This is a genomic window from Streptomyces luteolus, from assembly GCF_029968015.1.
Lineage (GTDB): Bacteria > Actinomycetota > Actinomycetes > Streptomycetales > Streptomycetaceae > Streptomyces > Streptomyces luteolus.
The window spans coordinates 178,487-204,271 of record NZ_JASCIS010000005.1 but is presented as its reverse complement, the minus strand read 5'-3'; the positions used below and the strand labels follow the sequence as shown (position 1 = coordinate 204,271).

The window sequence follows — 25,785 nt, the reverse complement described above, 5'->3', positions numbered from 1 at the left end:
GAAGCACGGGGCGCGCGACGGCCGCGAGGGGATTTCACGGGCCGAGACGACAGGACGCGGGCGGGTCCGGAGGCCCGTACGCCGGTTCGTATCATGTCCACTCCAACGAACGGGGAGGCGTACGCGGATGGAACAGCTGGCTCCTGACGAGCCCAGGGAGATAGCCGGTTACCGGCTGCAAGGGCGCCTCGGCCAGGGCGGCATGGGCGTGGTCTATCTGTCGCACACGCGCGGCGGCCAGCCCGTCGCCCTGAAGGTGGTGCGCCGCGAGTACGCCCAGGACCCGCTGTTCAAGGAGCGGTTCAGCCAGGAGGTGGCCGCCGCACGCCGCGTACAGGGTCCGTACACCGCGCCCGTCCTGGACAGCCGCACCGAGGACGGCGAACTCTGGCTCGCCACCGCCTACGTCCCCGGGCCGCCGCTCTCCGAGGCCGTGAGCCGGCACGGGGCCCTTCCGCTGCGCACGGTCCTGCAGTTGGCCGGCGGTGTGGCCGAGGCGCTGCAGACGATCCACGGCGCGGGCATCGTGCACCGCGACCTCAAGCCGTCCAACGTGCTGCTCGGCGCGGACGGCCCGCGCGTCATCGACTTCGGCATCGCCCGCGCCGCCGACACCGCGGCCCTAACCGGCACCAACGTCGCGCTCGGCACGCCCGCCTACATGGCCCCGGAGCAGGCCACCGGCGGCGACATCGGCCCGGCCCTCGACGTGTTCGCGCTCGGCCTGGTGCTGCACTACGCGGTCACCGGTACGCACGCCTACGGCGAGGGGCCCTCGCAGGCGATCCTGCACCGCATCGTCGCCAACGAGCCCCAACTGGACGGCTGCCCGCAGGAGTTGCGCGGCCTGCTGGAGAGCTGTCTGAGCCGGGACCCGGCGGCCCGGCCGTCCCCGGCGGAGATCGTCGACCACTGCCACGCCGTCGCGGGCGCGGCCGGGCTCGACCGCTCGGAGGGCTGGTGGCTGCCGCCGAACCTGGCGCAGGCCGTGCAGCAGCAGGAGCACACGATGCGGATCGCCGCGTCGACCCCGCAACAGGCCCAGCAACAGGCCCAGCAACAGGCCCAGCACCAGGCCCCGCACCAGCCCCCGCAGCCGTCGATGCAGCAGCCCCCGCAGGCGGCCCCCGTCGCGCACCTGCCGACGCAGCCGCCCCAGCCGCCGCCCGCCTTCGCGCCGAGCACGCCCCCGCCGCCTCAGCACGCCGCCCCCGTACCGGACCAGCAGCTCCAGGCGCAGACCGCGCCGGGCTCGACGCCGCCCCGCCGGAAGACCGGCCTGATCGTGGCGGCCGCCGCCGTCGCCGTGGTGGCCGTCGGCGTGGGCTCGGTGCTCGGGTACAAAATGCTCACCGAGGACGACACGCCCCCCTCGAACGAGGCGAACGGCCAGGGCACCGAACAGCCCGGCGAGAACAACACCGAGCAGCCCACCGGCGACGGCAGTGCCGACGACGGGAACGCCGACTCCGGTGGCGGGGAAGGCGGTTCGGGCGGTGAGCAGCCCAAACCGGGCGGCGCCAGGACCGAGGCGGGCTGGCGGCTGACCGTGCAGGACAAGACGGTCACGATCGCCGGTCCGAAGCCGGAGAAGGCCACCAACGTCTCCAAGTGCGACACCCTGCACGTCGACATCGACAACGACTTCCGGGTGACCCGCCGCGGCAACATCGACGCCGCCGACTACCTCGGCGCCCTCGCGTACCACGCCTGCGCCGAACCCGAGGAGGATGAGGGTCTGCAGGCCACCGACGGCAGCATCATGAACACCGTCACCGCCGAGTTCCCCACCCCGAGCGCCTGCCTCAAGGCCGCCCGGGACACCTCTCTGCCCAACCCGGTCCCGCTGGACAAGCTGCGCGACGACTCGGTCCTGAAGAAGGGCGTCGGCCTCTGCGTGGAGACCGCCGACAAGGCGGTGGCCCACCTGTGGATCCGCAAGGTCAACCGGGACACGCCCGACAGCCTGCCCACGTATCTGACGACGGCCACGCTCTGGGAGCCCCAGAAGTAACTCCCGTACGGATGAGGAGAGTTCGGGCCGCGGCCACCGGTCGTACGGTGTGGCTCACTCGTGCGCGATTGCCGCGGCCGCACGGGCGTGGCTCACTCGTGCGCGATCGCCGCGAGCACGTTCATCCGGGACGCCCGCAACGCCGGTACGAGCGCCGCCGCCAGGCCCACCACCACCGAGCCGAGCACCACCGCGAGGACCGTGCCCCACGGGATCGCCAGCTCCGTCATGCCCTCCAGGGCGAGCACCTGCTGCACGGCGAGCCCCCACACCAGACCGAGACCGAGGCCCAGGACCGCGCCGAACACGGCGATCACCACCGACTCCAGGCGGATCATGCGCCGCAACTGCCGCCGCGAGAGCCCGATCGCGCGCAGCAGACCGATCTCCCGGGTGCGCTCCACGACCGACAGGGCCAGGGTGTTGACCACGCCGAGCACCGCGATCACGATCGCCAGGCCGAGCAGCGCGTACACCAGATACAGCAGCACGGCCATCTGCTCGCGCACCAGCTCCTTGTAGTCGGCCTGGTCCCGCACCTGCACCTGCGGATACGGATCGAGCGCCTCGTTCAGGGCCGCGCGCAGGGTGTCCGGGCCCGTGCCGTCCGCCGCGTTCACGAACAGCACCGAGTCCTGCCCGCCCGGCACGTACCGGTCCGCCGTGGCCATGCCGACGACGAGGTTGCCCTGCGCGCCCGGAGTGCTCGGACCACCCAGGTCGGTGAGCGCCCCGACGATCAGCTCGGCCTTCCGCTCGCCGGGGAACTCCACGGGCACCGTGTCGCCGACCCGCACCCGGTGGTCGGCCGCGAACTCCTGGTCCATGCCGATGTGTCCGGGCGCGAGCGCCTCGGCCGTACCGTTCACCGTGTACTCGACGCGGGCCACCCGGTCGAGCCCCGGATCGTACGCGGCGGCCGCCGACTCCACGCGCTTCCCGTCCGGCAGCGACAGCGCCAGCGGTACGAAACGCTGCCGTACGACGAGACCCGCGCCGTCGACGTCCTGGACCCGCTCGGTGATCTCGCGGGGGAACGGGCGGAAGTTGGCCGACTGCACCATGAAGTCGGCGCCCAGGGTCCGGTCGATCTCCTTGTCGAAGGACGCCGTCATCGACGCGCTCGCCACCGAGAGCCCGCCCACCAGCGCGAGCCCCACCATCAGCGCCGCCGCGGTGGCCCCGGTGCGGCGCGGGTTGCGCAGCGCGTTGCGCTGGCTCATCCGGCCCACCGAGCCGAACAGCGCCGGGAACGCCCCGCCCAGGACCCGGATCACCGGCCGCACCAGGAGCGGGCCCGCGACCACCGTCGCGACCAGGGTGAGGACCACCCCGAGGCCGAGCAGTGAGGCCGAGGTGGAGGTGTCCGCGCTCACCGCACAGCCGGTCAGGGCCGCCGCCCCGGCCACCGCCACCACCGCACCGACCACGGCACGCACCGTCAACGGCCGCCCCACACCGGCGACTTCGGCATCCGCGAGCGCCGCCATCGGGGAGACCTTGGCGGCCCGCCCGGCCGGCAGATACGCGGCGACGAACGTGACGCCGACGCCCACCACGTACGCCGCGACCGGGGTCACCGGGCCGATCACCATCTCCGTGGCGTCCAGGTTCATCCCCGCGAGCGCCATCAGCTCGATCAGGCCGAAGGCGAGTCCGATGCCGGTGGCCAGGCCGAGCGTCGAACCGACCACGCCGAGCAGCAGCGCCTCGACGAGCACGGAGCGGCGCACCTGCGCCCGGTCGGCCCCGAGGGCGCGCAGGAGGCCCAGCTCGCGGGTGCGTTGCGCGATCAGCATCGAGAAGGTGTTGACGATCAGGAACACCCCGACGAGCACGGCGACACCGGCGAAGCCGAGCATCACGTACTTGATCACGTCGAGGAATCCGCCCAGTTGGGCCGCCGACGACTCGGCCTGCTCGGCGGCGGTCCGCAGCTCGTAGCCGCCGCCGAGTTCCGCGCCGAGCCGCTGCTTCAACGTGGCGTCGTCCACTCCGGGACCGGCGGTCACGGAGAGCGCGGTCGCCGCGTCCGGGTCGCCGAGGAGTTCGCGCTGCGCTGTCGGGGTGTCGAGGAAGACCAGGGCTGCGCCGGGGTTGGTGGTGGTGAAGGTGGCGATGCCGACGACCCGTACGTCGAAGGAGCCGGGCGGCGCGAGCACGGTCAGGGTGTCACCGATCGCGACGCCCTTCTCGTCGGCGGTGTCCGCGTCGAGCAGCGCCTGCCCGGGTCCGCGCGGCGCGTGCCCGGAGGTCAGCTCGACCGGACTGCGGTCGCTGACGTACCAGTTGGTGGCGATGGTCGGCGCGCCGGTGGTTGGCCCCACGGGCTCTCTGCGGGCGTCCACGACCGTGACGTTCTCGACGGCCGCGTCGACCTGGACGTCCGCGACTCCGTCCACCGCCCTTACTCGCTCGGCGAGTTGGGCTGGGATCGTCGGCACGGTCCCGGACGGCACCGACTCCCCGAAGCTCTCCTTCGGCCCGACGGTGACGTCCGCCGACGTGGACGCGAAGAGCCGGTCGAACGTACGGCTCACCGTGTCCGAGAAGATCAGGCTGCCCGCGACGAACGCCACGGACAGGACGACGGCGAGCGCGGAGAGCACGAGCCGGCCCTTGTGGGCGAAGAAGCTGCGCAGGGTGGCTTTGAGCACGACCGCGTCACCCCTCGCGCAACCCGGCCCCGGCCTGCGCCCCGCCACCCGGCCCGGCTCCTGGGGGCACCCCGGCGTCTGGTTGCTGTCGGGTTTCGGATGGTGATCGGGTGTCTGGCTGGTGTCGGGTCTCGGATGGTGATCCGGTGTCTGGCCGCTGTCGGGCCTCTGAAGGTGATCGGGTGTCTGGCCGCTGGCCGGTCTCTGACGGCGCCCCGACGTCTGGCCGCTGCCGGGCCTCAGATGGCGATCCGGTGTCTGGCTGCTGCCGGGCCTCTGACGGTGATCCGGCGCCTGGCCGCTGCCCGGCCTCTGACGGCGAGACGGGCCCTGGGCGTGACGGCGAGGCGGCCCCTGGGCCTGACGGCGAGGCGGCCCCTGGGCGTGACGGCAAGACGGTCCCTGGGCGCTGGTCGGTCTCCGGCAGCAGCGTGTCGAAGCGCTTCATCCGCTCCAGTACGGCTTCGGCGCTCGGCTCGGCCATCGTGTCCACGATCCGCCCGTCGCCGAGGAAGAGCACCAGGTCGGAGTGGGCGGCCGCGCCCGGGTCGTGGGTGACCATCACGACGGTCTGGTCGAGCCGGTCCACGGCCTCGCGCAGAAAGCCGAGCACTTCGAGCCCGGCACGCGAGTCGAGGTTGCCGGTCGGCTCGTCCGCGAAGATCAGCTCGGGCCGGGAGGCGAGCGCCCGCGCGCAGGCCACCCGCTGCTGCTGGCCGCCGGAGAGCTGGGCAGGGCGGTGCCCGAGCCGGTCCCGCAGGCCGAGCGTGTCCACGACCCGCTCCACCCACGCCCGGTCCGGGCGGCGGCCCGCGATGTCCAGGGGAAGCGTGATGTTCTCGGCGGCGGTGAGCGTCGGCAGCAGATTGAACGACTGGAACATGAAGCCGATCCGGTCCCGCCGCAGCCGGGTCAGCTCCCGCTCCTTCAGGCCGGTGATCTCCGTCCCGCCCAGCCAGACGCGGCCCGCCGACACGGAGTCGAGCCCGGCCAGGCAGTGCATCAGCGTGGACTTGCCGGAGCCCGAGGGCCCCATCACGGCGGTGAACCGGCCGCGCGCGATGTCCACGTCGACGGCGTCGAGGGCCAGGACCGCGGTCTCCCCGGTCCCGTACGCCTTGGTGAGGCCGCGGGCGCGGGCCGCGACGGGGCCGGGCTCCGCGTCCTGGACGGCGGCTGCGGCTGCGGCAGATCTGGACAAGGCCGCCTCCTCGGGGTCGACCGCGGGGGCCGGGGAACCGGCCAAAGACCACGGTAGTCCGATGCCCGGAATGCCGGAACTCGCGATGCCCGGAATGCCGGAGCCCGCCCTTGCCGCTGCTAGCGTTTCGGCGCTAGCTTGGAGGGGTGGCGAAGACACAGTTGAACGTACGCGTGGACGAGGACACCGCGAGGGCCGCCCGCGAACGCGCCCTGGCCCGCGGCATGAGCGTGAACCGCTATATCGAGGAGCTGGTCCGCCAGGACGTCGGCGAGACCGGCCAGACCTTCGTGGACGCCGCGGCGGACTTCATGAAGCAGTACGAATCGGTGTTCGCGCAGGAGTTCGCGGTCACCGACCCCCAGAACCCGGCGCGCACCGAGGGCAGCCGTTGAGCCTGCGGATCGACCTCGCCTGGCTGTTGATGATCGCCGAACAGAAGACGCCGTCCGACCCGCAGGTCGCCGACTGGGGCTCCCTGGTCGCCGCCGTCGCCCGGCACGAGGCGGAGATCTTCGGCGTGCCCGTCTACGACGACCCGCACACCCGCGCCGCCGCCCTGCTGCAACAGCTGCTGCACATCCCCGCCCTGGAGCGGGCCAACGCGATGTTCGCCTCGGCCGTCGCGTACGCCTATCTCGTCGCCGACGGCCAGAAGGTCGTCACCTCGCCCGAGCAGGTCCGCGACCTCGCCCGTCTGGTCAAGGACGGCACGGCCGACGTGCACACGATCGCGGCCGAGCTGCGGCAGTGGAGCAACTGAGTCACGTACCGTCCGCGACCGGCCGCCGCGCGGTGCCGAGCACGCAGTACGACGAGGGCAGCTTCGGCCCCCGTTCCGGAATGAGGAACCGGCGGTACGAGGTCACCTCGAAACCGGCCTCACGGAGCGAGCCGAGCGGCTCGCGGCCGACGTGGCAGCCGCCGAACAGCCGCGGCCAGACCGTACGGTCGAGTCCGCTCTGCACGGCCTGCATGCCGCGGCCATCGGGCGCCCGCCCGTGCTCGAAGAACCGCAGCTCACCGCCGGGCCGCAGCACCCGGCGCAGCTCGCCGAGCGCCCGTGGCACGTCCCGCACGCTGCACAGCACGAGCGAGAGCACGGCCGCGTCGAACGCCTCGCTCTTCACCGGCAGCGCCTCGGCCGCACCCGGCACGACGTCCACCGGAACCTCGGCCCGCAGCGCCGCCTCGACCGCGTGCCGGCGCAGCACGCTCTCCGGCTCGATCGCGACGACCTCGGCGACGGTGCTCGGATAGCGCGCGAAGTTCAGCCCGTTGCCCGCGCCGATCTCGATCACGCGCCCGGAGAGCCCGGCGAGCAGTTCGTCCCGGTGCGGTCCGACGGCGGACTCGGAGATCGTGCTCTGCCAGGCGTAGAACCGGGCGAAGAGGGGGTGGTGAACGGTGTGCTTCGGGGCACGACGGGTGCGCTGCAACATGGCGGAACCTCCCGGTGTGGTCGCTCACTTCGCATTCTCCCCGCCCCGCCCCTTCCCGTAAGCCTGCGGCGCTTCGGGGCTCCGCCCCGTACCCCGCTCCTCAAACGCCGGAGGGGCTCAAAATTGAGCCCCTCAGGGAAGGGGCGGGGCGGGGAAGAACCACCCCGCCGCCGCCGCACGAAACTCCGAAGGAGCGAGGCCCCCGGAGCCCTCCGGGATCACACCCAGCAACGGCGCCCCCGCCGCAACGGGAAGATCGTCGAGGTTGCACCGCTCCGCAAGGCCGGGCGACGCAGGCCAGCTACCGACCACGACCCCCGCCTGCTCAACCCCCCGAGCCCGCAACGCCTCACCCGTGAGCGCCGTCGCGTTCAGCGTGCCCAGACCGGCCGGGGCCACCACGACTACCGGCGCCCCGAGCAGCCGCGCCGCGTCCGCCAGCGTGCCGCCCTCGGCGTCGAACCGTACGAGCAGGCCGCCCGCGCCCTCGACGAGGACCAGGTCGTGCTCGGTGGCCAGCTTCCGCGCCGCGTCGGCGACCTCGTACGGCCGTACCGGAGGGAGCCCCGCGCGGCGCGCGGCCGTGTCGGGGGCCAACGGCTCCGGGTAGCGGGCGAGTTCGAGCGTCGTCACCGGGCCCGCCAGCCGCGCCACCTCGTCCGCGTCGCCCCGCTCGTCCGGCGCCACACCCGTCTGCGCGGGCTTGAGCACGGCGACCGAACGCCCTTCGGCGAGCGCGGCGGCGGCGAGCGCGGCCGTCGTCACCGTCTTGCCGATCTCCGTACCCGTGCCGCTGACCAGCAGAATCGTCATCTCACGCACCCAATCCGGCTCACGCCGCCCTCGCCACAGCACCGACCGCCCGGCAGATCCGGGCCAGGTCCGCATCGCCGGTGATGAACGGCGGCATCGTGTAGACGAGGTCGCGGAACGGCCGCAGCCACACGCCCTCGTCGACCGCCGCCCGGGTCGCCGCGGCCATGTCCACCTCATGGTCCAGCTGCACGACACCGATCGCGCCGAGCACCCGTACGTCCCGTACACCCGGCGCGTCCGCCAACGCGCCGAGGCCGTCCGCCAGTCCGGACTCGATCCGCTTGACCTCGGTCCGCCAGTCCTGCGCGAGCAGCAGCTCGATGGACGCGCAGGCCACGGCGGCGGCGAGCGGGTTGCCCATGAACGTCGGCCCGTGCGCGAGCACCGGCACCTCGCCGCGCGAGATCCCGTCCGCGACCCGCGCCGTGCACAGCGTGGCCGCGAGCGTCAGATAGCCGCCGGTCAGCGCCTTGCCGACGCACATCACGTCGGGCGTCACGGCCGCGTGGTCGGCGGCGAACAGCGTCCCCGTACGCCCGAAGCCGGTGGCGATCTCGTCGAAGACGAGCAGCACGCCGTGCGCGTCGCAGGCCTCGCGCAGGACCCGCAGATACGCGGGGGCGTGGAAGCGCATCCCGCCCGCGCCCTGCACGACCGGCTCCACGATCACCGCGGCCACCTCGTGCGCGTGCGCGGCGATCGTCTCCCGCAGGTGCTCCGCGTACGACTCCTCGTACGCGGCGGGCGGCGGGTCGGCGAAGATCTGCCGGGGGAGCGCGCCCGACCACAGCTCGTGCATGCCGCCCTCGGGGTCGCACACCGACATCGGCTGCCAGGTGTCCCCGTGGTAACCGCCGCGCCAGGTCAGGAGCTTGTGCTTCTCGGGACGGCCGAGCGAGCGCCAGTACTGCAGGCACATCTTGACGGCCACCTCGACCGACACGGAGCCCGAGTCGGCCAGGAAGACATGTTCGAGCCCCTCGGGCGACATGTCGACAAGGTGCTTCGCGAGCCGTACGGCGGGCTCGTGCGTGAGCCCGCCGAACATCACATGGCTCATCCGCTCCAGCTGGGAGCGCGCGGCGTCGTTGAGCACCGGGTGGTTGTAGCCGTGGATGGCCGACCACCAGGACGACATGCCGTCCACCAACTCGCCGCCGCCGTCCGCGAGTCGGAGTCTTACCCCGGACGCGGACTCGACTACCAGCGGCTCCTGCCGGCCGGGCATCGGACCGTACGGGTGCCAGACGTGGCGGCGGTCGAGGTCGAGCAGTTCTTGCTGTGCGTACGCGGATGCGTGCGGGGTGGGGACAGGCTCAGGCATTGGGAGCCAGATCCGTGCCCGCACCGCGGCGGCGCACCGCGACCAGATCCGTACGCGCCTCGTCGGCGGCGGCCGGCTCCTCCACCGGACCGGAACCGCACGGTCCGCAGCCACCGCCGGACGAGTCCGCGTGCGAACCGCAGCCTCCGCCCGCGCTCTCGTGCGAACCGCAGCCCGCACCCGCACCCGACTCCGCTCGCCGGTGCTCCGGAAGCGTCACCTTGTCCGCGCCCTCCACCTCGAACCCGGCGTCCGCGATCATGTCCAGGTCGGCCTTGCCCGCCTGGCCCTCACTGGTCAGGTAGTCGCCCAGGAAGATCGAGTTGGCCAGGTGCAGGGCGAGCGGCTGCAGCGAGCGCAGATGCACCTCGCGCCCGCCCGCGAGCCGCACCTCGACGTCCGGGCAGACGAACCGCACCATCGCCAGGATGCGCAGCGCCCGCTGCGGCGTCAGGTTCCACTCCTTGGCGAGCGGTGTGCCCTCGAACGGGATCAGGAAGTTCACCGGCACCGAGTCCGGGTCCAACTCGCGCAGCGAGAAGACCACGTCGACCAGGTCCTCGTCGCTCTCGCCCATGCCCGCGATCAGGCCGGAGCACGCCGAGAGCCCGGCGGCCTGCGCCTGCTGCACGGTGTCCACCCGGTCCTGGTACGTGTGCGTGGTGGTGATCTCGCCGTACGTCGACTCGGAGGTGTTGAGGTTGTGGTTGTACGCGTCGGCGCCCGCGTCCCGCAGCCGGTCGGCCTGGCCCTCGGACAGCAGCCCGAGGCAGGCGCAGACCTCGACGTCCTCGTTCTGTTCCTTGATCGCCTCGATGGTCTTCGAGACCCGGTCCACGTCCCGGTCGGTGGGCCCGCGGCCGCTCGCCACCAGACAGACCCGCTTCGCGCCGCCCGCGACGCCCGCGGCCGCCGCCTCGGAGGCCTGGTCGGGCTTCAGCCAGGTGTACTTGAGGATGTCCGCCTTGGAGCCGAGCCGCTGCGAGCAGTACGAGCAGTCCTCGGGGCACAGGCCGGACTTGAGGTTGACCAGATAGTTGAGCTTCACCCGCCGCCCGAACCACTGGCGGCGCACGCGGCCCGCCGCGGCCACCACGTCCAGGAGTTCGTCGTCGGAAGTCGCCAGTACGGCGAGCGCCTCTTCACGGGTCGGCAGTTCGCGCCTGAGCCCCTTGTCCACCAGCGTGTTCAGCAGGTCCATGAGGTGTGATCCTCGCTTACGGCAGGGCCCGCAGCCAAGTAGGAACCTCACAAGAGAGCGGCCACGGGGTGTGGGTATTGCCACACCCTGACCCCGCCTTCCGCCGACTAGGGTCTGTTGACTGCTGACAAAGCGACCGGGACTATCAAGGCGCGCGCACACCGGGTGGTCCACGCCCGTGCGCCCGCCGTGCGAGGGATGGCCGATGCACCGCCAGGAGACCGACGACCGCACCGCCGCAGGCCCGGCCGGCGAGCCGCACCGCGACCCCTTCGCCTGGCTCGACGACCAGGCGGAGCGCCGCCGCGCCGCCGGTCTCGTACGCACCCTCAGGCCGCGCACGGCCGACAGCGACCTCCTGGACCTGGCGAGCAACGACTACCTCGGCCTCGCGCTGCACCCGGAGGTCACCGGGGGCGCGGCGGCCGCGGCGCACCGCTGGGGCGGCGGCGCCACCGGCTCCCGCCTCGTCACCGGCACCACGGCCCTGCACACCGAACTGGAGCGTGAACTGGCCGAGTTCTGCGGATTCGAAGCCGCGCTCGTGCTGTCCTCCGGGTACGCCGCGAACCTCGCCGCCGTCACCGCCCTGGGCCCGCACGGCGGCCTGATCGTCTCGGACGCGGGCAACCACGCCTCGCTCATCGACGGCTGCCGGCTCGCCCGCGCCACCACGTCCGTCGTCGCGCACGCCGACCCGGACGCGGCCCGCAAGGCGTTCGACGGCCACGAGGGTCCGGCGGTCGCGGTCACCGACGCGGTGTTCTCCGTCGACGGCGACGCCGCCCCGCTCCCCGAACTCGCCGCCGTCTGCCGCTCGTTCGGCGCCGCCCTGATCCTCGACGACGCACACGGGCTCGGCGTACTCGGCGACGGCGGCCGGGGTGCGGCGCACGCGGCGGGGCTCGCGGGCGCGCCCGACGTGGTCGCCACGCTCACCCTGTCCAAGTCGCTCGGCAGCCAGGGCGGTGCGGTCCTCGGCCCGGCCAGGGTGATCGAGCACCTGGTCAACACGGCCCGTACGTTCATCTTCGACACCGGCCTCGCCCCGGCCGCCACGGGTGCCGCGCTCGCCGCGCTCCGCCTGATCCGCCGTGAACCCCGACGCGCGGCCCGCGCCCGCGAGGTGGCGAGCGCCCTGCACACGCGGCTGACGGCGGCCGGTCTGACGACGGTGCGCCCGGACGCCGCGGTGGTCTCCGTGCACGCGCCGACCCCGGACGAGGCGGTCCGGTGGGCGACGGACTGCCGCTCGGCGGGACTGGTCGTGGGCTGCTTCCGCCCGCCCTCCGTGCCCGACGGCATCTCCCGCCTCCGCCTCACGGCCCGCGCCGACCTGACGGAGGCTCAAGTCACGGACGCGGTACACACGATCGTGCGTACCGCGCCCGCGGGTGCCCTCAGGGGCTGATCCGGGACGCCTACCGTCGGACGGCGGCGAGGAAGGAGTCCCAGGCGGCGGAGGTGAACAACAGAGCCGGACCGGACGTGCGCTTCGAGTCGCGTACGGCGAGCCGGCCGGCCAGCGGGCCCCGGCTGATCGGCGCGGTCTCCACGCAGTTGTTCATTCCGGTGCTGCGGCTGCTGCGCCGCCAACGGGCGTCGTGCGGTGCGCTGTTCAACGAAGTGCTGGTGGGTACGTACCGAGGCAGAGCTGACATGGTGCCTCCTTACGTGCCATCACCGATCCCGGCGATGAATTCCAGGCTGTCATCGGGCGGAAGAGCGTGTTCTCCCAGCGAGTCGAAGGCCTCGCTGTAGGCCTGGAGGTCTTCTTTCCGTTCGAGATAGAGGCTACTCATCAGGTGGTCGAGAACAACCACGTCCAGATCAGCGATGTTCGGAAAGGAGAAGATGACGAAAGGGCCCGTCAACCCGATGTGCGCCCCGACCGCGTACGGCAGCACCTGCAGCCGTACGTGCGGCAGCTCCCGGCCCACCTCCACCAGGTGCCTCAACTGCCGTGCCATCACGCCGTATCCGCCGATGGGACGCCGAAGCACCGCCTCGTCGAGCACCGCGCTCAGTTCGAGCGGCGGGTCCCCGCGCAGCACGTCCTGGCGGGCGAGGCGGATCTCCACGAGCGTGTCCACCTGGTCCTCCGGCAGCCCGTCGAGTGAGGCGCGCGTGACCGCCCGTGCGTAGTCGGGCGTCTGCAACAGGCCGGGCACCACGGAGGTTTCGAGCGTACGAAGGCGGCAGGCCTGCGCCTCCAGGCTGATGAAATCGCGGTACGCGGGCGGCAGTAGCCCCTTGTAGGCGTGCCACCACTGCTGCCGCGCACCCCGGTCACCGTCCGCCGCACCCGCCAACGCCTCCAGAAGCGCGCGGAGTTGGGCGTCACCCACCTCGTACGCGTCGAGCAGCAGCCGTACGTCCGCCGCCTTCGCGCTGCTGCGGCCGGTCTCGATCCGGCTGACCTTCGACTGGTGCCAGCCCACCCGGAGCGCGGCCTGCCCGCTGGTGAGCCCCGCGCGGTCGCGCAGCGCCCGCAGCTCCGAGCCGAGCTTGCGGCGCCGGACGGCAGGTCCGTACTGCATGGCCGACTCCTCTCCGGCTGCGGTGGTGGGCGAACTGTGCTGCAGACGCACCTCGATGCGCCAGTCTGCCGCGCAAATACGGTCTTCCGTGGCAGAGTTCACCGCTTCGAGCGACAGATATATGCATATCTCGGGGGATCGGCACGTCGGGCGGCTCCGGAGTGGCACTCTGGCGCGAAGCACCATTCCGGGTCCGTCGGTCATCCGGTGATTCACAGGTCATCGACCGCGTGCCGGATGCCGGCCCGGTGGGAAAGGGACAGCGTCGCCATGGCAGATCACAAGGAAGCCTCCGTCACTCTGCCGAGCGATCCCGCCTCGGTCTCCAGAGCACGGCGGTACGTGACGGAGGTGCTCGCCGACTGGGGCCTGCCGGACGACACGGAGACCGCGGACACGGTCCGCCTGATCGTCTCCGAGCTGGCGACCAACGCCGTCCAGCACACCCTCGGCCAGTCGCCGACGTTCACCGTCGACATCGAGCTGGAGCGGGACGAGCAGCTGCGCATCGGCGTCACCGACAGCCATCCGCGCCTGCCGAAGCGGCTTCCGGCGGCGGTGCAGCAGGACAACGGGCGCGGCATGGTGATCATCCGCTGGCTCGCGGTGGAGTGCGGCGGCCGGCTCTCGGTGAAGCCGACGGCGGAGGGCGGCAAGACGGTGTGGATCGCGCTGCCGTGGACGGCCCCGGTGCAGAGCTGACCCGCTGCCGCTACTCGTCGCGCTTGCGGGGGACCCCGGCCCTGAGCACGCGCGGCAGTACGCCCCACAGTCCGGCGCACACCACGAAGGTCCCCACGGCCGCGATGATTCCGACGGTACGGCCCATGGCGACGTCCACGACGAGCAGCACGGACCCGGTCAGGGCGAGTGCAAGGACCGCCATGCCGATCGACGCGAGCCGCGAGGAGACCTGCACGATCTGTGGCTTGGCGTGCCGCTGGAAGAGCCCGCGGTGCACGGCGGCGGGCGCCGTGAACAGCGCGGCGGCCGCCACGGCGAGCAGCAGCGTCGTCACGTACATGCCCCGCTGCACGGAGTCGAGGGACGGGAAGCGCTGCGTGAACGCCAGGGTCAGCAGGAACGCGAAGAGGATCGCCACCCCGGTCTGCGTGACCCGCAGCTCCTGAAGGAGCTCACCGAAGTTCCGGTCGGCGCGCTCGAAGGTGGTCTCGTGGCGGGCTTGCTCCCGGGCCGCCCCGTGCCTCGATGCGTCGTTGCCTGCTGCGTCGTTGCCTGATGCGTCGTCCCTGGATTCATCGGCCATGGCGGACGAGTATCCAGTCCGGGCGCTCTCAAGCCCCGCAGGCGGGGCGGCGGCTCACCGGCGTGCCGCCAGGGCACACGGCGCGCCACCGCTCCACACCGACCGGACCTAACGAACCCGCCCGTACGACACGCTGCTGGTCCAGATCTTCTGCAGCCGCACCACGTCGCCGGTCTTGGGCGCGTGCCAGATGCGGCCCTTACCGGCGTAGATGCCGACGTGGTAGATCTTCCGGCCCGAGTGGAAGAAGACCAGGTCACCGCGTTCGCGCCGGTCGGAGGAGACGCGGCGGGTGCGGTTGTACTGCTGGGCGGCGGTGCGCGGCAGCTTCTTGCCGGCCTTCTTGAAGGAGTACTGGGTCAGGCCCGAGCAGTCGAAGCGACGCGGGCCGGAGGCGCCGTAGCGGTAGGGCGAGCCCTTCTTCGCCGCCGCGACCTGGAGGGCCCGCGCCGACGCCGAGGCGGCCTCGGTCACGGCTCCGGGGGCCAGTGCGGTGCCGCCGACCGCGGCGAGCGTCAGGGCAGAAGCGGTCCCGGCTCGGGTGAGCAGGGCGGGAATCCGAATGCGCGAGGTCATGCGCAACCCTTCGTCAGCCGCCTGTGAAGGATGACCTGTCGGATTCGGGCCAACGAAGAATCTGCCCGGCCGCGGCCTGCGCCGCGGCTTCACCCCAAGGGGCTGGAGGGTGTCTGGCACCCCCAGCACCCCGTCGTGCTCGGGTCCTCCACTCCTGCCGGTCCACACCGTCGTCGACCTGGCATCCGGGCGGCGGCAGGACTCGGCGTCCGCCCGGACCGCCCCGCCGCTGCGGCGGGGGCTTGTCGTCGCAGGGATCCTCACGCACAGAACGTGTCAAATCTGTGCATACCCGGCCGGGTGTGATGTTCGTCACATGTGCACTGTTCGGGTGGACAAGGGATCTTCGCCGACGGCGCGATCAAGAGCCTTGAGGCCCGTACCAGCAGTGGAGGAGATCACAGCGCCGAGGCGGCGCCGCGAAGATCGCAACTGCGCGGGTACGTCGGCGAGATCGGCCCGTAGGCCATCCGTGCGAGCCCAACTGGTCACGCCATGAGGCCGAACGGACGACCCGCGCGCCGACGCACCGTCAACTCGGGGACGTGGGCGGCACCGTGACCCGCCCCGCGCGCCGCTCGCCGTCCAGGACGCGCAGGGCACGCGCCAGCGTCTCGGCGTGCACCTCGTTCTCGCCGCGCTGGTGCATCACGGTCAACGCGTCCCGCAGCGCCGCCGCCTTGGTGACCAGGGCCTGGGCGGCGCGCAGTCCGCCGTAGGTGTCACGGCCGCGGGCGGGGTTGATCCGGCCGAGCAGGTCGACGACTTCGAGGTAGCGGTCGATCAACTCGCCCTCGGCGCGCGTCAGTGCGGGCAGCCGGGGCAGATCCGGTGGCAGCATCGCGTCCCCTCAGTCGTCGCCGGGCGCGAGCAGGGTGGACCTGCGGCTGTCGATGATCCGGTCCACCAGGCCGTACTCCCGGGCCTGTACGGCGTCGAGGATCGTGTCCCGCTCGATGTCGGCGGAGATCCGCTCCCGGCTCTGCCCCGTGTGCCGCGCGAGCATCTCCTCCAAGAGGGCCCTGACGCGCTGGAGTTCGGCCGCCTCGATCGCCAGATCGCTGGTCTGGCCCTGGATCGGCTCGGTGAACTCCGGCTGGTGGATGAGGACTCGGGCCCCCGGCAGCATCGAACGCTTCCCCGGAGTTCCGGCCGCGAGCAGCACGGCCGACGCGGAGGCGGCCTGGCCCATGCAGACCGTCTCCACGTCGCAACTCACGTACCGGATCGTGTCGTACACGGCGGTCATCGCGCTGAACGAGCCGCCCGGCGAATTGATGTAGAGCGAGATGTCCTGGTCGGGCGCGCTGTGCTCCAGATACATGAACTGCGCCATCACGTCGTTGGCCGCCGTGTCGTCGATGGGCGTGCCGAGGAAGATGATCCGCTCCTCGAGGAGTTTCGAGTACGGGTCCCGGGTGCGCGTCCCCGAACTCGTGCGCTCGGTGAACTCCGGCAGGACATGGCGTGCGTACGGGCGGTTCCGGTTCAGGTTCATGGCGGGCTCCTTCGGGGCACGGCATCGCGCGTTCTGTAAAAAATGTACAGGACGTACGTGACGATATGATGGACCCATGGCCTACGAGATTCCGGTGACGCAAGCCCGCGCTGAGCTCGCCGACCTGATCAACCGTGTGGTGTACGGCGGCGAGCGCGTGGTCGTCACCCGGCACGGCAAACCGCTCGTGGCCCTGGTCTCGGCGGAGGATCTGCGCCGCCTGCAGGAGTCGCCCGAGCCGGCCGAGGCGCCGGAGGAGCAGGTGATCAGCGCCGTCTCGACGGTCGGCTCAGGCGCGTCCGCGCCGGGAGAGCGTCAGCGGTTCGGCATCGCGGCGGAGCATCGGGGGGCTACGGGGGGCTGAAATTCAGCCCCTCCGGCGATTGAGGAGCGGGGGTCCGGGAGCGGAGCCCCCGAAGCTCCGCAGCCACGCGGCGCCAGCCGCATATCGGCACAGTCGGGAAGGGGCGGGGAGGGGAGAGGCCCGGCCTCAGCCGGCCCGCCGCACCCGCACCGCCCCACCGACCAGAATCAGCACCAGCCCCGCCCCCGCCCACACGGCGAGTGTCCACGCGGGCCTGGACGCCGCCGCGCCGTCGAAGAACGAGACCGAGCGCAGCAGCGTGCCCCCCGCGCCCGGCGGCAGCCACTGGCCGATCGCGCCCGCGGGCTCCGGAAGCAGCTCGGGTGCCGAGGCGATGCCGGAGAAGGGGTTGCCGATCAGGACCACGGTCAGGGCGCCGAGGGCGATCCCGGCGCGGCCGAGCACCGCCGCGAGTCCGGCCACGGCCGCGCTCACCGCCAGCGTCGACAGGGCGAGGACTCCCGCCTCGGTCCACCAGTCGCCGGTCAGCGCCCCGAGCCAGCTGTGCGTCAGCGCGGCCGCCACGACGCCGACCAGCGCGGCGGCGCCCACCAGGGCGCAGGCGGCGCGCACCCCGCGCAGGCCGAGCAGCGTCACCACCGCACCGGCCGCGACCCCAGCAAGAGCCATCGGCAGCACGCTCGTGCCGAGGACCGCCCCGCGCGGGTCGCCGGGCGGAGCCGCCACCACGTCCTCGACCTGCACCGGGGCGCCCTTCGGTGCCTGGGCCGTGGCCGTCTGCTTGAGCATCTGCGCGACGACGGGGCTCGCGGCCGAGGCGGTGAGCAGCCGGGGCCCGCGCTCGGTGGCGACGATCGCCCCGTATACGTCCCGGTCCTCGATGGCGGCGCGCGCGGCCGCCTCGTCGTCGTACCGGTGCACCTCGAACGCGCCCTCCTTGCGCTCCAGTTGGCGTTCCAGGCCGACCACAGCGGCGGGCGCGCCGGCGACCGCGATCGGCAGGTCGCGCGGCGCCGTACGAGCGGCGGGCCAGGCGAAGGCCCACAGGGCGAGCGCGACGACGGCCGGGATGAGGACGAGCACCGCGAGCACGTGCCGGGGCCGCCCGGCGGCCGGGCTCGGTGCTGCCGGGGTGGGCGTGCCGGGGGTGGGTGTGGCGGACATGGCAGGGCTCCGCTCGTATCGGGACCGTATAGAGAATGACCGTTCGTTTTACGTGATGCGGCCACTGTCCCGCCGCCGCTGCAACCTTGTCAAGAATGAATGTTCGTTTTAGTTTGAGGCCATGGCTCGCGTATCCCAGGAACACCTCGACGCCCGTCGTCGGCAGATCATCGACGGCGCCGTCCGCAGCTTCACGCAGGGCGGATTCCACGCCACGTCGATGCAGGACGTGCTGCGCGAGGCCGGGCTCTCCGCCGGGGCCGTCTACCGGTACTTCAGCGGCAAGGAAGAGCTGATCGCCGCCATCGTCGGCGAGGTCTTCGGCACCGTCAGGGGAGCCTTCGAGGACGCCGCCAACCAGGACCCGCCGCCGCTGCCGGACAAGCTCCTCGGGCAGGTGCTGAACATCGTCCTGAACGGGCGGGTCGGCGGCGGCAGCATCGAGTTCCCGCGCCTCGTCCTCCAGGTGTGGGCCGAGACGCTGCGCAACGAGGAGCTGGCGGCGCCGCTGCGGCAGGGGTTCGTGGAGATGAGGGCCGCGTGGGGCGGGCTGGTCGACGCCTACCGTGAGGCGGGGCTCATGCCGGACGACGTCGAGCCCGACCACGTGGCGCGCACCATGATGGCGCTCGCGCAGGGCTTCATCGCCCAGCGGGCCCTGTTCGGGGACGCGGAGGTCGAGCAGCTGGAGGGCGGGCTGCGGGCCCTGATGCGTATGGAAGTACCCAAGGTCAGTTAACGCGCAGGAAAAACTTCGGCATTAGCGTGCAATGTCTTCCGGCGGGACGCCCAAACCCGAGTCAACAAGATGTTGAACACAACTAGTCTCCGCCTGCGTCCTGGTGGAGGCTGCGCCCCAGCGGCCTCCTCGGCCAGGACGATGCCGGTCACGCCTGCCCGCACACAGGCGGACCATGACGGACTGTGAGGTGGCACGCGTGCAACTGACCCCGCACGAGCAGGAGCGACTGCTCATCCATGTGGCCGCGGACGTGGCTCAGAAGCGAAGGGCACGCGGGCTGCGCCTCAACCATCCCGAGGCGGTCGCCCTGATCACCTCGCACGTGCTCGAAGGCGCCCGCGACGGCCGCAGCGTCACCGAACTCATGTCGTCCGGGCGGAAGTTGCTCAGCCGCGACGACGTGATGGAGGGCATCCCCGAGATGCTCCACGACGTCCAGGTCGAGGCGACATTCCCCGACGGGACGAAGCTCGTCACCGTGCACGAGCCGATCGCCTGACGGGGAGTCCTGCCGATGCCCTTCGAGTCACCCGCCGAACACGCGTCCGCCGCCGTCTCCCTCCAGCCGCTGGTCCCCGGAGAGATCCTGTACGCCGACGAGCCCGTCGTCCTCAACGCCGGCGCCCCGGTCACCCCGCTGACCGTCCTCAACACCGCCGACCGGCCCGTCCAGGTCGGCTCCCACTACCACTTCGCCGAGGCCAACCCGGGCCTGGACTTCGACCGTTCCGCCGCGCGCGGACTGCGTCTGAACATCGCCGCGGGCACCGCCGTCCGCTTCGAACCCGGCATCCCCGTCGACGTCGAACTCGTCCCCCTCGCAGGACTGCGCCGCGTACCCGGCCTGCGCGGTGAGACCGGAGGTGCCCTCGATGGCTGAACTGACCCGTGCCGCCTACGCCGATCTGTTCGGCCCCACGACCGGTGACCGGATCCGGCTCGCCGACACCGACCTCCTGATCGAGATCGAGGAGGACCGCAGCGGCGGGCCCGGACGCTCCGGCGACGAGGCCGTGTTCGGCGGCGGCAAGGTGATCCGCGAGTCCATGGGGCAGTCCTGCGTCACCCGCGCCGAGGGCGCCCCGGACACCGTGATCACCGGTGCCGTCATCGTCGACCACTGGGGCATCGTCAAGGCCGACATCGGCATCCGGGACGGCCGGATCACCGGCATCGGCAAGGCCGGCAACCCCGACACCATGGACGGGGTGCACCCGGACCTGGTCATCGGACCCGAGACCGAGGTGATCGCGGGCAACGGCCGGATCGTCACCGCCGGTGCCATCGACGCGCATGTGCACTTCATCTCGCCGACCCTCGTCGACGCCGCGCTCGCGGGCGGCATCACCACCCTCGTCGGCGGCGGCACCGGACCCGCCGAGGGCAGCAAGGCCACCACGATCACGCCCGGCTCCTGGCATCTGGGCCGGATGTTCGCCGCCCTCGACTCGACGCCCCTCAACATCGGCCTGCTCGGCAAGGGCAACACCATGTCCGCCGACGCCATGCACGCCCAACTGCGCGGCGGCGCCCTCGGGTTCAAGATCCACGAGGACTGGGGCGCCACCCCGGCCGTGATCGACGCCTGCCTGAACGTGTGCGAGGCGTCCGGTGCCCAACTCGCCATCCACACCGACACGTTGAACGAGGCGGGCTTCGTCGCCGACACCCTCGCCGCGATCGCCGGACGCTCCATCCACGCGTACCACACCGAGGGCGCGGGCGGCGGGCACGCGCCCGACATCATCACCGTGGTCTCCGAGCCCAACGTGCTGCCCAGCTCGACCAACCCGACCCGGCCGCACACCGTCAACACCGTCGAGGAGCACCTCGACATGCTGATGGTCTGCCACCACCTCAACCCGGCCGTCCCCGAGGACCTGGCCTTCGCCGAGTCCCGGATCCGGCCGTCCACGATCGCCGCCGAGGACGTCCTGCACGACCTCGGCGCCATCTCGATCATCTCCTCCGACTCGCAGGCCATGGGCCGGATCGGCGAGGTCGTCCTTCGCACCTGGCAGACCGCGCACGTGATGAAGCGGCGCCGCGGCTTCCTGCCGGGCGACGTCCGCGCGGACAACCATCGCGTACGCCGGTACGTCGCCAAGTACACGATCAACCCCGCCGCCGCCCAGGGCCTCGACCACGAGATCGGCTCCGTCGAGAGCGGCAAACTCGCCGACCTCGTCCTGTGGGACCCGGCGTTCTTCGGCGTCAAGCCGCTGGTCGTCCTGAAGGGCGGACAGATCGCCTACGCGCAGATGGGCGACGCCAACGCCTCCATCCCCACGCCCCAGCCGGTCCTTCCGCGGCGGATGTTCGGCGCCCTCGGCTCCGCGGCCGCCGGGAACTCGCTGAACTTCGTCACGCGGTCCGCCCTCGACGACGGTCTGCCCGAACGCCTCGGCAGCCTCGGCGTCGGCAAGGAGTTCGCGCCCATCGCCAGTACGCGCGGGGTCACCAAGGCCGACATGCGGGAGAACGACGCGATGCCGCGGGTGCACGTCGACCCGGACAGCTTCGCCGTCACCGTCGACGGCGAGCTGATCGAGTCGGCGCCCGCCGCCGAACTGCCCATGACCCAGCGGTACTTCCTCTTCTGAGCGCCGGGTCACAGCGATGAACAGAGCAACCCTGTTGGTCCTGGCCGACGGCCGCTTCCCCGCCGGAGGGCACGCGCACTCCGGCGGGGCCGAGGCCGCCGTCGCCGCAGGCCGGATCAAGGACGCGGCCGACCTGGCGGAGTTCTGCCGCGGCCGACTGCACACCAGCGGCCTGGTCGCGGCCGCCCTCGCCGCCGCAGCCGCGGTCGGCGTCGACCCGCTGGAGCTCGACGAGGCCGCGGACGCCCGCACCCCGTCGGCCGCCCTGCGCACCGCCGCGCGGAAGCTGGGCCGGCAGATGATGCGGGCGGCCCGCGCCACCTGGCCGTCGGCCGAACTCGACGCCCTCGCGTCCGTACGCCCCAAGGGCGCCCACCAGCCCGTCGTGCTCGGCCTCGCCGCGCGCTCGGCCGGACTCGGGCCCGAGGACGCGGTGTACGTCGCGGCGTACGAGTCGGTCAGCGGTCCCGCCACTGCGGTCGTACGCCTCCTGAGCCTCGACCCCTTCGACGCGACCGCCGTCCTGGCCCGGCTCGCCCCCGACCTGGACCGGGTCGCGGCGGACGCGGCGGAGTGCGCGCGGCGGGTGCCGATCGAGGGCGTCGACGCCCTGCCGGCGTCCTCCGCGCCGCTCCTGGACATCGGGGCGGAGGCCCATGCGGCTTGGGCGGTACGGCTGTTCGCGTCGTAGTTGCTCCCCGCCCCGCCCCTTCCCGCAGCGTCCGATATGCGGCTGGCGCCGCGTGGCCTCGCCGGACGGGCCTCCTCAATCGCCGGAGGGGCTCAATTTTGAGCCCCAGCCGCAAAATTCAGCCCCTCCGGCGATTGAGGAGCGGGGGTCCGGGGGCGGAGCCCCCGAGGCCGCGCCCCCTGACCCCTGAACCCGACAACCCCTAGGAGCCCCAAATGCACCTCGACCACTCCCACACCCACGACGGTCCCGCCGCCGTCAGTGCCGATGCCGTGCGGCCCGACGGGCGGCGGCGGGCGCTGCGGGTCGGGCTCGGTGGGCCCGTCGGGTCCGGGAAGACCGCGACCGTGGCCGCGCTCTGCCGGGCCCTGCGCGACGAGTTGTCCCTCGCCGTCGTCACCAATGACATCTACACCCGCGAGGACGCCGCGTTCCTGCTGCGCGAGGCCGTGCTGCCGCCCGAGCGGATCGCCGCCGTCGAGACCGGCGCCTGCCCGCACACCGCCATCCGCGACGACATCTCCGCCAACCTGGAGGCCGTCGAGGACCTGGAGGACGAGGTCGGGCCGCTCGACCTGGTGCTCGTCGAGTCCGGCGGCGACAACCTGACGGCCACGTTCTCGCGCGGTCTGGTCGACGCCCAGCTGTTCGTCATCGACGTGGCGGGCGGCGACGACATCCCCCGCAAGGGCGGCCCCGGCGTGACGACGGCCGACCTGCTCGTGGTCAACAAGACCGACCTCGCCCCGTACGTCGGCTCCGATCTGCAGCGGATGGCGCGGGACGCGAAGGCGCAGCGGGCCGAACTCCCGGTCGTCTTCCAGTCGTTGAGGTCCGAGGAGGGCGTGTCCGAGGTCGCCGCCTGGGTGCGGGAGCGGATCGCCGCCTGGACCGCCGCGTGAGCGTGCCCGCGGGGCAGGCCCAGGCGGACGGGGGGCTGCGGGCCACCGCCCGGATCCGCGCCGAGGCGGACGCCCGCGGCACCAGCCGGCTCCCCGTACTCGACGGCGAAGGGCCCCTCGCCGTACGGCGGATCCGCAGCGCGGGCCGGGAGGCGCGCGTCGCCCTCGTCGGCGCGATGAGCGCCCCGCTGGGCGGCGACCGGCTGACCGTGTCGGCCGAGGCGGGGCCGGGGGCGCGGCTCGACGTGACCTCGACGGCCGCGACCATCGCGCTGCCCGGCCAGTCGAAGCGGCCCGCCCACTACGACGTGCGGCTGAGCGTGGAGGAGGGCGCCGAGCTGCGCTGGCTGCCCGAGCAGCTGATCTCGGCGAACGGCAGCGAGCTGCGCGTGACCACCCGGGCCGAACTCGCCTCCGGGGCCCGCCTGTTGCTGCGCGAGGAGCAGGTGCTCGGGCGGGCGGGGGAGGAGCCGGGCGGTCTCACCAGTCGGCTCACCGTGCGCTGCGAGGGGCGGGTCCTGCTCGACCAGGAGCTGGCCTGCGGCCCCGGCGCACCCGGCGGCTGGGACGGCCCCGCCGCCCTGGCCGGGCATCGCGCGATCGGACAACTCGTCGTCGTACGACCGGATTTGGCGCACGCCCCGGTGCAGCCGCAGATGCTGGGCGAGCTCGCCGCGCTGACCCCGCTCGCCGGTCCGGGACTGCTGGTGACGGCGGTGGCGTCCGACGCGCTGCGGTTGCGGCGGGTTCTCGACGAGGCGGTACGACGGGTGGTCCCGTGAGCGAGCGGGCAGCGGCAGGGCGGTCGGTGACACGGTGAGCTCCCTCGCTGCCTTGGCCGACATCGCGCGATCGGTCAACGCGTCGTCGTACGACCGGATTTGGCGCACGCCCCGATGCGGCCGCAGATGCTGGGCGAGCTCGCCGCGCTGACCCCGCTCGCCGGTCCGGGACTGCTGGTGACGGCGGTGGCGTCCGACGCGCTGCGGTTGCGGCGGGTTCTGGACGAGGCGGTACGACGGGTGGCCGGGTGAGGGAGCGGGCGGCGGCCACCCCCGACACGGTGAACTCCCTCGCGCGGGGCCACCGCTGAGCGGAGCAGGGGCCACCGGTTATCGGATTGGCAAAGAACATCTGTCCGATCTGTTGCCAGGTACCCGTCAGACGCAAGGATCCCCCGGAGAGCGCGTGACGACCTGAGAACGCGTGACGATCTGATCGAAACGATCTGGGGGAGGTACCACTTGAGACGCACAGCGGTGCTCGGCTCGGCCGGCACTCTGATCGCGGGGACCCTCATAGCGGGTGCGATGGCGGCTCCGGCGGCGAACGCCGACAGCGGCCGTCGCACCGTCTCCGAGGCGCGCGGCGTGGCCATCGCCGCGGCGCGGGCGGCGAAGACGGGGATCGACTGGAAGGACTGCCCGGCGGACTGGGGGCTCGCGAAGCCCGTCCAGTGCGGCTGGGTCAGCGTTCCGCTCGACTACAGCAAGCCGCACGGCAAGAAGATCAAAATCGCCGTCGACCGGGCGAGAAGCACCGGCACCAAGAGCGAGCGGCAGGGCTCCCTGCTCTACAACCCCGGCGGCCCCGGCGGCTCCGGAATGCGCTTCCCGCTGCGCGTGACCACCAAGGCCCCGCTCTGGAAGAAGACCGCCGAGGCCTATGACTTCGTCGGGTTCGACCCGCGCGGTGTCGGTCACTCGGCGCCCATCTCCTGTGTCGACCCGCAGGAGTTCGTCAAGGCGCCCAAGCCCGACCCGGTGCCGGACTCCGAGGCCGACAAGCGCGCGCAGCGCAAGCTCGCCGCCGAGTACGCGGAGGGCTGCAAGGAGCGCAGCGGCGAGATGCTGCCGCATATGACGACTCCGAACACCGCCCGCGATCTGGACGTGATCCGCGCCGCGCTCGGCGACCGGAAGCTCAACTTCATCGGGGTGTCCTACGGGACGTACCTCGGCGCGGTGTACGCCACGCTCTTCCCGGACCACGTGCGGCGGATGCTCGTCGACAGTGTTGTGAACCCGTCCCGGGAGAAGATCTGGTACCAGGCCAACCTGGACCAGGACGTCGCCTTCCAGACCCGCTGGGAGGACTGGAAGAAGTGGGTCGCGAAGCACGACGCCACCTTCCACATCGGCGACACCCCGCAGAAGGTCGAGGCCCAGTGGCTGAAGCTGCGGGCCGCCGCCAAGAAGGAGCCCATCGGTGGCGTCGTCGGCCCTGCCGAGCTGATCGGCTTCTTCCAGGGCGCGCCGTACTACGACTCCGCGTGGGTGTCGACCGCCGAGGTGTGGAGCAAGTACCTCGCCGGTGACGAGAAGGCCCTCGTCGAGGCCGCGGGCCCGGACCTGTCCGACACCGCCGGCAACATCTCCGCGGAGAACGGCAACGCCGTCTACACCGCCGTGGAGTGCACCGACGCCAAGTGGCCCACCAGCTGGAAGAAGTGGGACCGTGACAACACGCGTCTGCACGAGGACCACCCCTTCATGACGTGGGCCAACGCCTGGATGAACCTGCCGTGCGCCACCTGGGGCGTGAAGCAGCAGACCCCGGTCGACGTGAAGTCCGGCAAGGGCCTGCCGCCGGTCCTCATCGTCCAGTCCGAGCGGGACGCGGCCACGCCGTACGAGGGCGCGGTCGAGCTGCACAAGCGGCTCAAGGGCTCCCGCCTGATCACCGAGAAGGACGCCGGTTCGCACGGTGTGACCAACTTGGTCAACTCCTGCGTCAACCAGCGGGTCGACAGCTACCTGCTGCGCGGGAAGACCGGCAGCCGCGACGTGACGTGCGCCCCGCACGCCGCGCCCAAGCCGTAG

General features: G+C 72.3%; 27 protein-coding genes and 1 pseudogene. 15 read left to right on the top strand and 13 right to left on the bottom strand.

Features of this window, described 5'->3' with window-relative positions; translation table 11 throughout:
- Positions 1–127 precede the first annotated feature (127 nt).
- Positions 128–2,014 carry a serine/threonine-protein kinase gene (locus QIT00_RS06975; RefSeq protein WP_282534216.1) on the top strand — a complete coding sequence of 629 codons (1,887 nt, stop codon included), beginning with the start codon at positions 128–130 and terminating at the stop codon, positions 2,012–2,014.
- Between the two features lie 92 nt (positions 2,015–2,106).
- Here the strand turns inward: QIT00_RS06975 and QIT00_RS06970 are convergent, their stop codons facing one another.
- The gene (locus QIT00_RS06970; protein WP_282534215.1) at positions 2,107–4,671 is read right to left on the bottom strand and encodes an ABC transporter permease; all 2,565 of its coding nucleotides are present in this window, start codon (positions 4,669–4,671) and stop codon (positions 2,107–2,109) included.
- 412 nt (positions 4,672–5,083) lie between these two features.
- A pseudogene (locus QIT00_RS06965) lies at positions 5,084–5,872 on the bottom strand (ABC transporter ATP-binding protein); the annotation flags it as partial.
- Between the two features lie 146 nt (positions 5,873–6,018).
- On the opposite strand from QIT00_RS06965, the gene QIT00_RS06960 reads away from it, so the two are divergent.
- A complete protein-coding gene (locus QIT00_RS06960; protein ID WP_282534214.1) occupies positions 6,019–6,267 on the top strand; it encodes an antitoxin in 249 nt (82 codons plus the stop codon).
- Entirely contained in the window at positions 6,264–6,635 is a 372-nt protein-coding gene (locus QIT00_RS06955) for a fic family toxin-antitoxin system, toxin component (RefSeq protein ID WP_282534213.1), read from the top strand. Before QIT00_RS06960 ends, QIT00_RS06955 begins: the two co-directional genes overlap by 4 nt.
- A 1-nt stretch (position 6,636) precedes the next feature.
- Here QIT00_RS06955 and QIT00_RS06950 read toward each other — a convergent pair whose 3' ends face one another.
- From QIT00_RS06950 to bioB, 4 genes are all read right to left on the bottom strand, one after another.
- Positions 6,637–7,314, bottom strand: a complete 678-nt coding sequence (locus QIT00_RS06950; RefSeq protein ID WP_282534212.1) for a class I SAM-dependent methyltransferase — start codon at positions 7,312–7,314, stop codon at positions 6,637–6,639.
- Between the two features lie 132 nt (positions 7,315–7,446).
- Positions 7,447–8,127: a dethiobiotin synthase gene (bioD, locus tag QIT00_RS06945; RefSeq protein ID WP_282534211.1), complete on the bottom strand. Its 681-nt coding sequence runs from the start codon at positions 8,125–8,127 to the stop codon at positions 7,447–7,449.
- Between the two features lie 19 nt (positions 8,128–8,146).
- Entirely contained in the window at positions 8,147–9,454 is a 1,308-nt protein-coding gene (locus QIT00_RS06940; RefSeq protein WP_282534210.1) for an adenosylmethionine--8-amino-7-oxononanoate transaminase, read from the bottom strand.
- A complete protein-coding gene (gene bioB, locus QIT00_RS06935; RefSeq protein WP_282534209.1) occupies positions 9,447–10,655 on the bottom strand; it encodes a biotin synthase BioB in 1,209 nt (402 codons plus the stop codon). Before bioB ends, QIT00_RS06940 begins: the two co-directional genes overlap by 8 nt.
- Positions 10,656–10,860: 205 nt before the next feature.
- On the opposite strand from bioB, the gene QIT00_RS06930 reads away from it, so the two are divergent.
- A complete protein-coding gene (locus QIT00_RS06930) occupies positions 10,861–12,066 on the top strand; it encodes an 8-amino-7-oxononanoate synthase (protein WP_282534208.1) in 1,206 nt (401 codons plus the stop codon).
- A gap of 10 nt (positions 12,067–12,076) precedes the next feature.
- On the opposite strand, the gene QIT00_RS06925 is transcribed toward QIT00_RS06930, so the two are convergent.
- On the bottom strand, positions 12,077–12,316 hold the full coding sequence (locus QIT00_RS06925) for a DUF397 domain-containing protein (RefSeq protein WP_282534207.1): 240 nt from the start codon (positions 12,314–12,316) through the stop codon (positions 12,077–12,079).
- Between the two features lie 9 nt (positions 12,317–12,325).
- Positions 12,326–13,195, bottom strand: a complete 870-nt coding sequence (locus tag QIT00_RS06920; protein WP_282534206.1) for a helix-turn-helix domain-containing protein — start codon at positions 13,193–13,195, stop codon at positions 12,326–12,328.
- Between the two features lie 270 nt (positions 13,196–13,465).
- Here QIT00_RS06920 and QIT00_RS06915 point away from each other — a divergent pair, with 270 nt between their 5' ends.
- Entirely contained in the window at positions 13,466–13,897 is a 432-nt protein-coding gene (locus tag QIT00_RS06915) for an ATP-binding protein (protein ID WP_282534205.1), read from the top strand.
- A gap of 10 nt (positions 13,898–13,907) precedes the next feature.
- On the opposite strand, the gene QIT00_RS06910 is transcribed toward QIT00_RS06915, so the two are convergent.
- The 4 genes from QIT00_RS06910 to QIT00_RS06895 all read right to left on the bottom strand — a co-directional run bounded on the left by QIT00_RS06910 (position 13,908) and on the right by QIT00_RS06895 (position 16,536).
- Entirely contained in the window at positions 13,908–14,462 is a 555-nt protein-coding gene (locus QIT00_RS06910; protein ID WP_282534204.1) for a DUF6328 family protein, read from the bottom strand.
- Between the two features lie 108 nt (positions 14,463–14,570).
- A complete protein-coding gene (locus tag QIT00_RS06905; protein WP_282534203.1) occupies positions 14,571–15,038 on the bottom strand; it encodes a C40 family peptidase in 468 nt (155 codons plus the stop codon).
- 532 nt (positions 15,039–15,570) lie between these two features.
- Positions 15,571–15,879, bottom strand: coding sequence for a hypothetical protein (locus QIT00_RS06900; protein WP_282534202.1), 309 nt, complete (start codon positions 15,877–15,879; stop codon positions 15,571–15,573).
- 9 nt (positions 15,880–15,888) lie between these two features.
- Entirely contained in the window at positions 15,889–16,536 is a 648-nt protein-coding gene (locus QIT00_RS06895) for an ATP-dependent Clp protease proteolytic subunit (protein WP_282534201.1), read from the bottom strand.
- A 76-nt stretch (positions 16,537–16,612) separates the two neighbouring features.
- Here QIT00_RS06895 and QIT00_RS06890 point away from each other — a divergent pair, with 76 nt between their 5' ends.
- Positions 16,613–16,900, top strand: a complete 288-nt coding sequence (locus QIT00_RS06890; RefSeq protein ID WP_282534200.1) for a type II toxin-antitoxin system Phd/YefM family antitoxin — start codon at positions 16,613–16,615, stop codon at positions 16,898–16,900.
- 126 nt (positions 16,901–17,026) lie between these two features.
- Here QIT00_RS06890 and QIT00_RS06885 read toward each other — a convergent pair whose 3' ends face one another.
- Entirely contained in the window at positions 17,027–18,025 is a 999-nt protein-coding gene (locus QIT00_RS06885; protein WP_282534199.1) for an ABC transporter permease, read from the bottom strand.
- Between the two features lie 121 nt (positions 18,026–18,146).
- Between QIT00_RS06885 and QIT00_RS06880 the strand changes: the two genes are divergently transcribed.
- The 9 genes from QIT00_RS06880 (at position 18,147) to QIT00_RS06840 (ending at position 25,785) form a co-directional block, all read left to right on the top strand.
- Positions 18,147–18,764: a TetR/AcrR family transcriptional regulator gene (locus QIT00_RS06880; RefSeq protein WP_282534198.1), complete on the top strand. Its 618-nt coding sequence runs from the start codon at positions 18,147–18,149 to the stop codon at positions 18,762–18,764.
- A gap of 199 nt (positions 18,765–18,963) precedes the next feature.
- A complete protein-coding gene (locus tag QIT00_RS06875; RefSeq protein ID WP_282534197.1) occupies positions 18,964–19,266 on the top strand; it encodes an urease subunit gamma in 303 nt (100 codons plus the stop codon).
- A 69-nt stretch (positions 19,267–19,335) separates the two neighbouring features.
- Positions 19,336–19,647: an urease subunit beta gene (locus QIT00_RS06870; RefSeq protein WP_282534303.1), complete on the top strand. Its 312-nt coding sequence runs from the start codon at positions 19,336–19,338 to the stop codon at positions 19,645–19,647.
- Positions 19,640–21,370 (top strand): urease subunit alpha, encoded by a 1,731-nt coding sequence (locus tag QIT00_RS06865; RefSeq protein WP_282534196.1) that lies wholly within the window; start codon positions 19,640–19,642, stop codon positions 21,368–21,370. The genes QIT00_RS06870 and QIT00_RS06865 overlap by 8 nt, the downstream gene beginning before the upstream one ends.
- A 16-nt stretch (positions 21,371–21,386) precedes the next feature.
- A complete protein-coding gene (locus tag QIT00_RS06860) occupies positions 21,387–22,061 on the top strand; it encodes an urease accessory protein UreF (protein ID WP_282534195.1) in 675 nt (224 codons plus the stop codon).
- Between the two features lie 215 nt (positions 22,062–22,276).
- On the top strand, positions 22,277–22,963 hold the full coding sequence (gene ureG / locus QIT00_RS06855) for an urease accessory protein UreG (RefSeq protein ID WP_282534194.1): 687 nt from the start codon (positions 22,277–22,279) through the stop codon (positions 22,961–22,963).
- Positions 22,960–23,745 (top strand): urease accessory protein UreD, encoded by a 786-nt coding sequence (locus QIT00_RS06850; protein ID WP_282534193.1) that lies wholly within the window; start codon positions 22,960–22,962, stop codon positions 23,743–23,745. Before ureG ends, QIT00_RS06850 begins: the two co-directional genes overlap by 4 nt.
- Positions 23,746–23,859: 114 nt before the next feature.
- The gene (locus tag QIT00_RS06845; RefSeq protein WP_349017163.1) at positions 23,860–23,997 is read left to right on the top strand and encodes a hypothetical protein; all 138 of its coding nucleotides are present in this window, start codon (positions 23,860–23,862) and stop codon (positions 23,995–23,997) included.
- Between the two features lie 210 nt (positions 23,998–24,207).
- Complete coding sequence (locus tag QIT00_RS06840; RefSeq protein WP_282534192.1) at positions 24,208–25,785, top strand: alpha/beta hydrolase; 1,578 nt, start codon at positions 24,208–24,210, stop codon at positions 25,783–25,785.

Excerpts from the sequence above, each read along its gene's own strand:
- QIT00_RS06885 (WP_282534199.1), bottom strand. The coding sequence starts at position 18,025 with ATGTCCGCCACACCCACCCCCGGCACGCCCACCCCGGCAGCACCGAGC.
- QIT00_RS06940 (WP_282534210.1), bottom strand. The coding sequence starts at position 9,454 with ATGCCTGAGCCTGTCCCCACCCCGCACGCATCCGCGTACGCACAGCAA.
- QIT00_RS06975 (WP_282534216.1), top strand. The coding sequence starts at position 128 with ATGGAACAGCTGGCTCCTGACGAGCCCAGGGAGATAGCCGGTTACCGG.
- QIT00_RS06895 (WP_282534201.1), bottom strand. The coding sequence starts at position 16,536 with ATGAACCTGAACCGGAACCGCCCGTACGCACGCCATGTCCTGCCGGAG.
- QIT00_RS06860 (WP_282534195.1), top strand. The coding sequence starts at position 21,387 with ATGAACAGAGCAACCCTGTTGGTCCTGGCCGACGGCCGCTTCCCCGCC.
- QIT00_RS06900 (WP_282534202.1), bottom strand. The coding sequence starts at position 15,879 with ATGCTGCCACCGGATCTGCCCCGGCTGCCCGCACTGACGCGCGCCGAG.
- QIT00_RS06925 (WP_282534207.1), bottom strand. The coding sequence starts at position 12,316 with ATGTCAGCTCTGCCTCGGTACGTACCCACCAGCACTTCGTTGAACAGC.
- QIT00_RS06930 (WP_282534208.1), top strand. The coding sequence starts at position 10,861 with ATGCACCGCCAGGAGACCGACGACCGCACCGCCGCAGGCCCGGCCGGC.
- QIT00_RS06920 (WP_282534206.1), bottom strand. The coding sequence starts at position 13,195 with ATGCAGTACGGACCTGCCGTCCGGCGCCGCAAGCTCGGCTCGGAGCTG.
- QIT00_RS06915 (WP_282534205.1), top strand. The coding sequence starts at position 13,466 with ATGGCAGATCACAAGGAAGCCTCCGTCACTCTGCCGAGCGATCCCGCC.
- bioD (WP_282534211.1), bottom strand. The coding sequence starts at position 8,127 with ATGACGATTCTGCTGGTCAGCGGCACGGGTACGGAGATCGGCAAGACG.
- QIT00_RS06880 (WP_282534198.1), top strand. The coding sequence starts at position 18,147 with ATGGCTCGCGTATCCCAGGAACACCTCGACGCCCGTCGTCGGCAGATC.
- bioB (WP_282534209.1), bottom strand. The coding sequence starts at position 10,655 with ATGGACCTGCTGAACACGCTGGTGGACAAGGGGCTCAGGCGCGAACTG.
- QIT00_RS06865 (WP_282534196.1), top strand. The coding sequence starts at position 19,640 with ATGGCTGAACTGACCCGTGCCGCCTACGCCGATCTGTTCGGCCCCACG.
- QIT00_RS06845 (WP_349017163.1), top strand. The coding sequence starts at position 23,860 with ATGCGGCCGCAGATGCTGGGCGAGCTCGCCGCGCTGACCCCGCTCGCC.
- QIT00_RS06950 (WP_282534212.1), bottom strand. The coding sequence starts at position 7,314 with ATGTTGCAGCGCACCCGTCGTGCCCCGAAGCACACCGTTCACCACCCC.
- ureG (WP_282534194.1), top strand. The coding sequence starts at position 22,277 with ATGCACCTCGACCACTCCCACACCCACGACGGTCCCGCCGCCGTCAGT.
- QIT00_RS06890 (WP_282534200.1), top strand. The coding sequence starts at position 16,613 with ATGGCCTACGAGATTCCGGTGACGCAAGCCCGCGCTGAGCTCGCCGAC.
- QIT00_RS06910 (WP_282534204.1), bottom strand. The coding sequence starts at position 14,462 with ATGGCCGATGAATCCAGGGACGACGCATCAGGCAACGACGCAGCAGGC.
- QIT00_RS06905 (WP_282534203.1), bottom strand. The coding sequence starts at position 15,038 with ATGACCTCGCGCATTCGGATTCCCGCCCTGCTCACCCGAGCCGGGACC.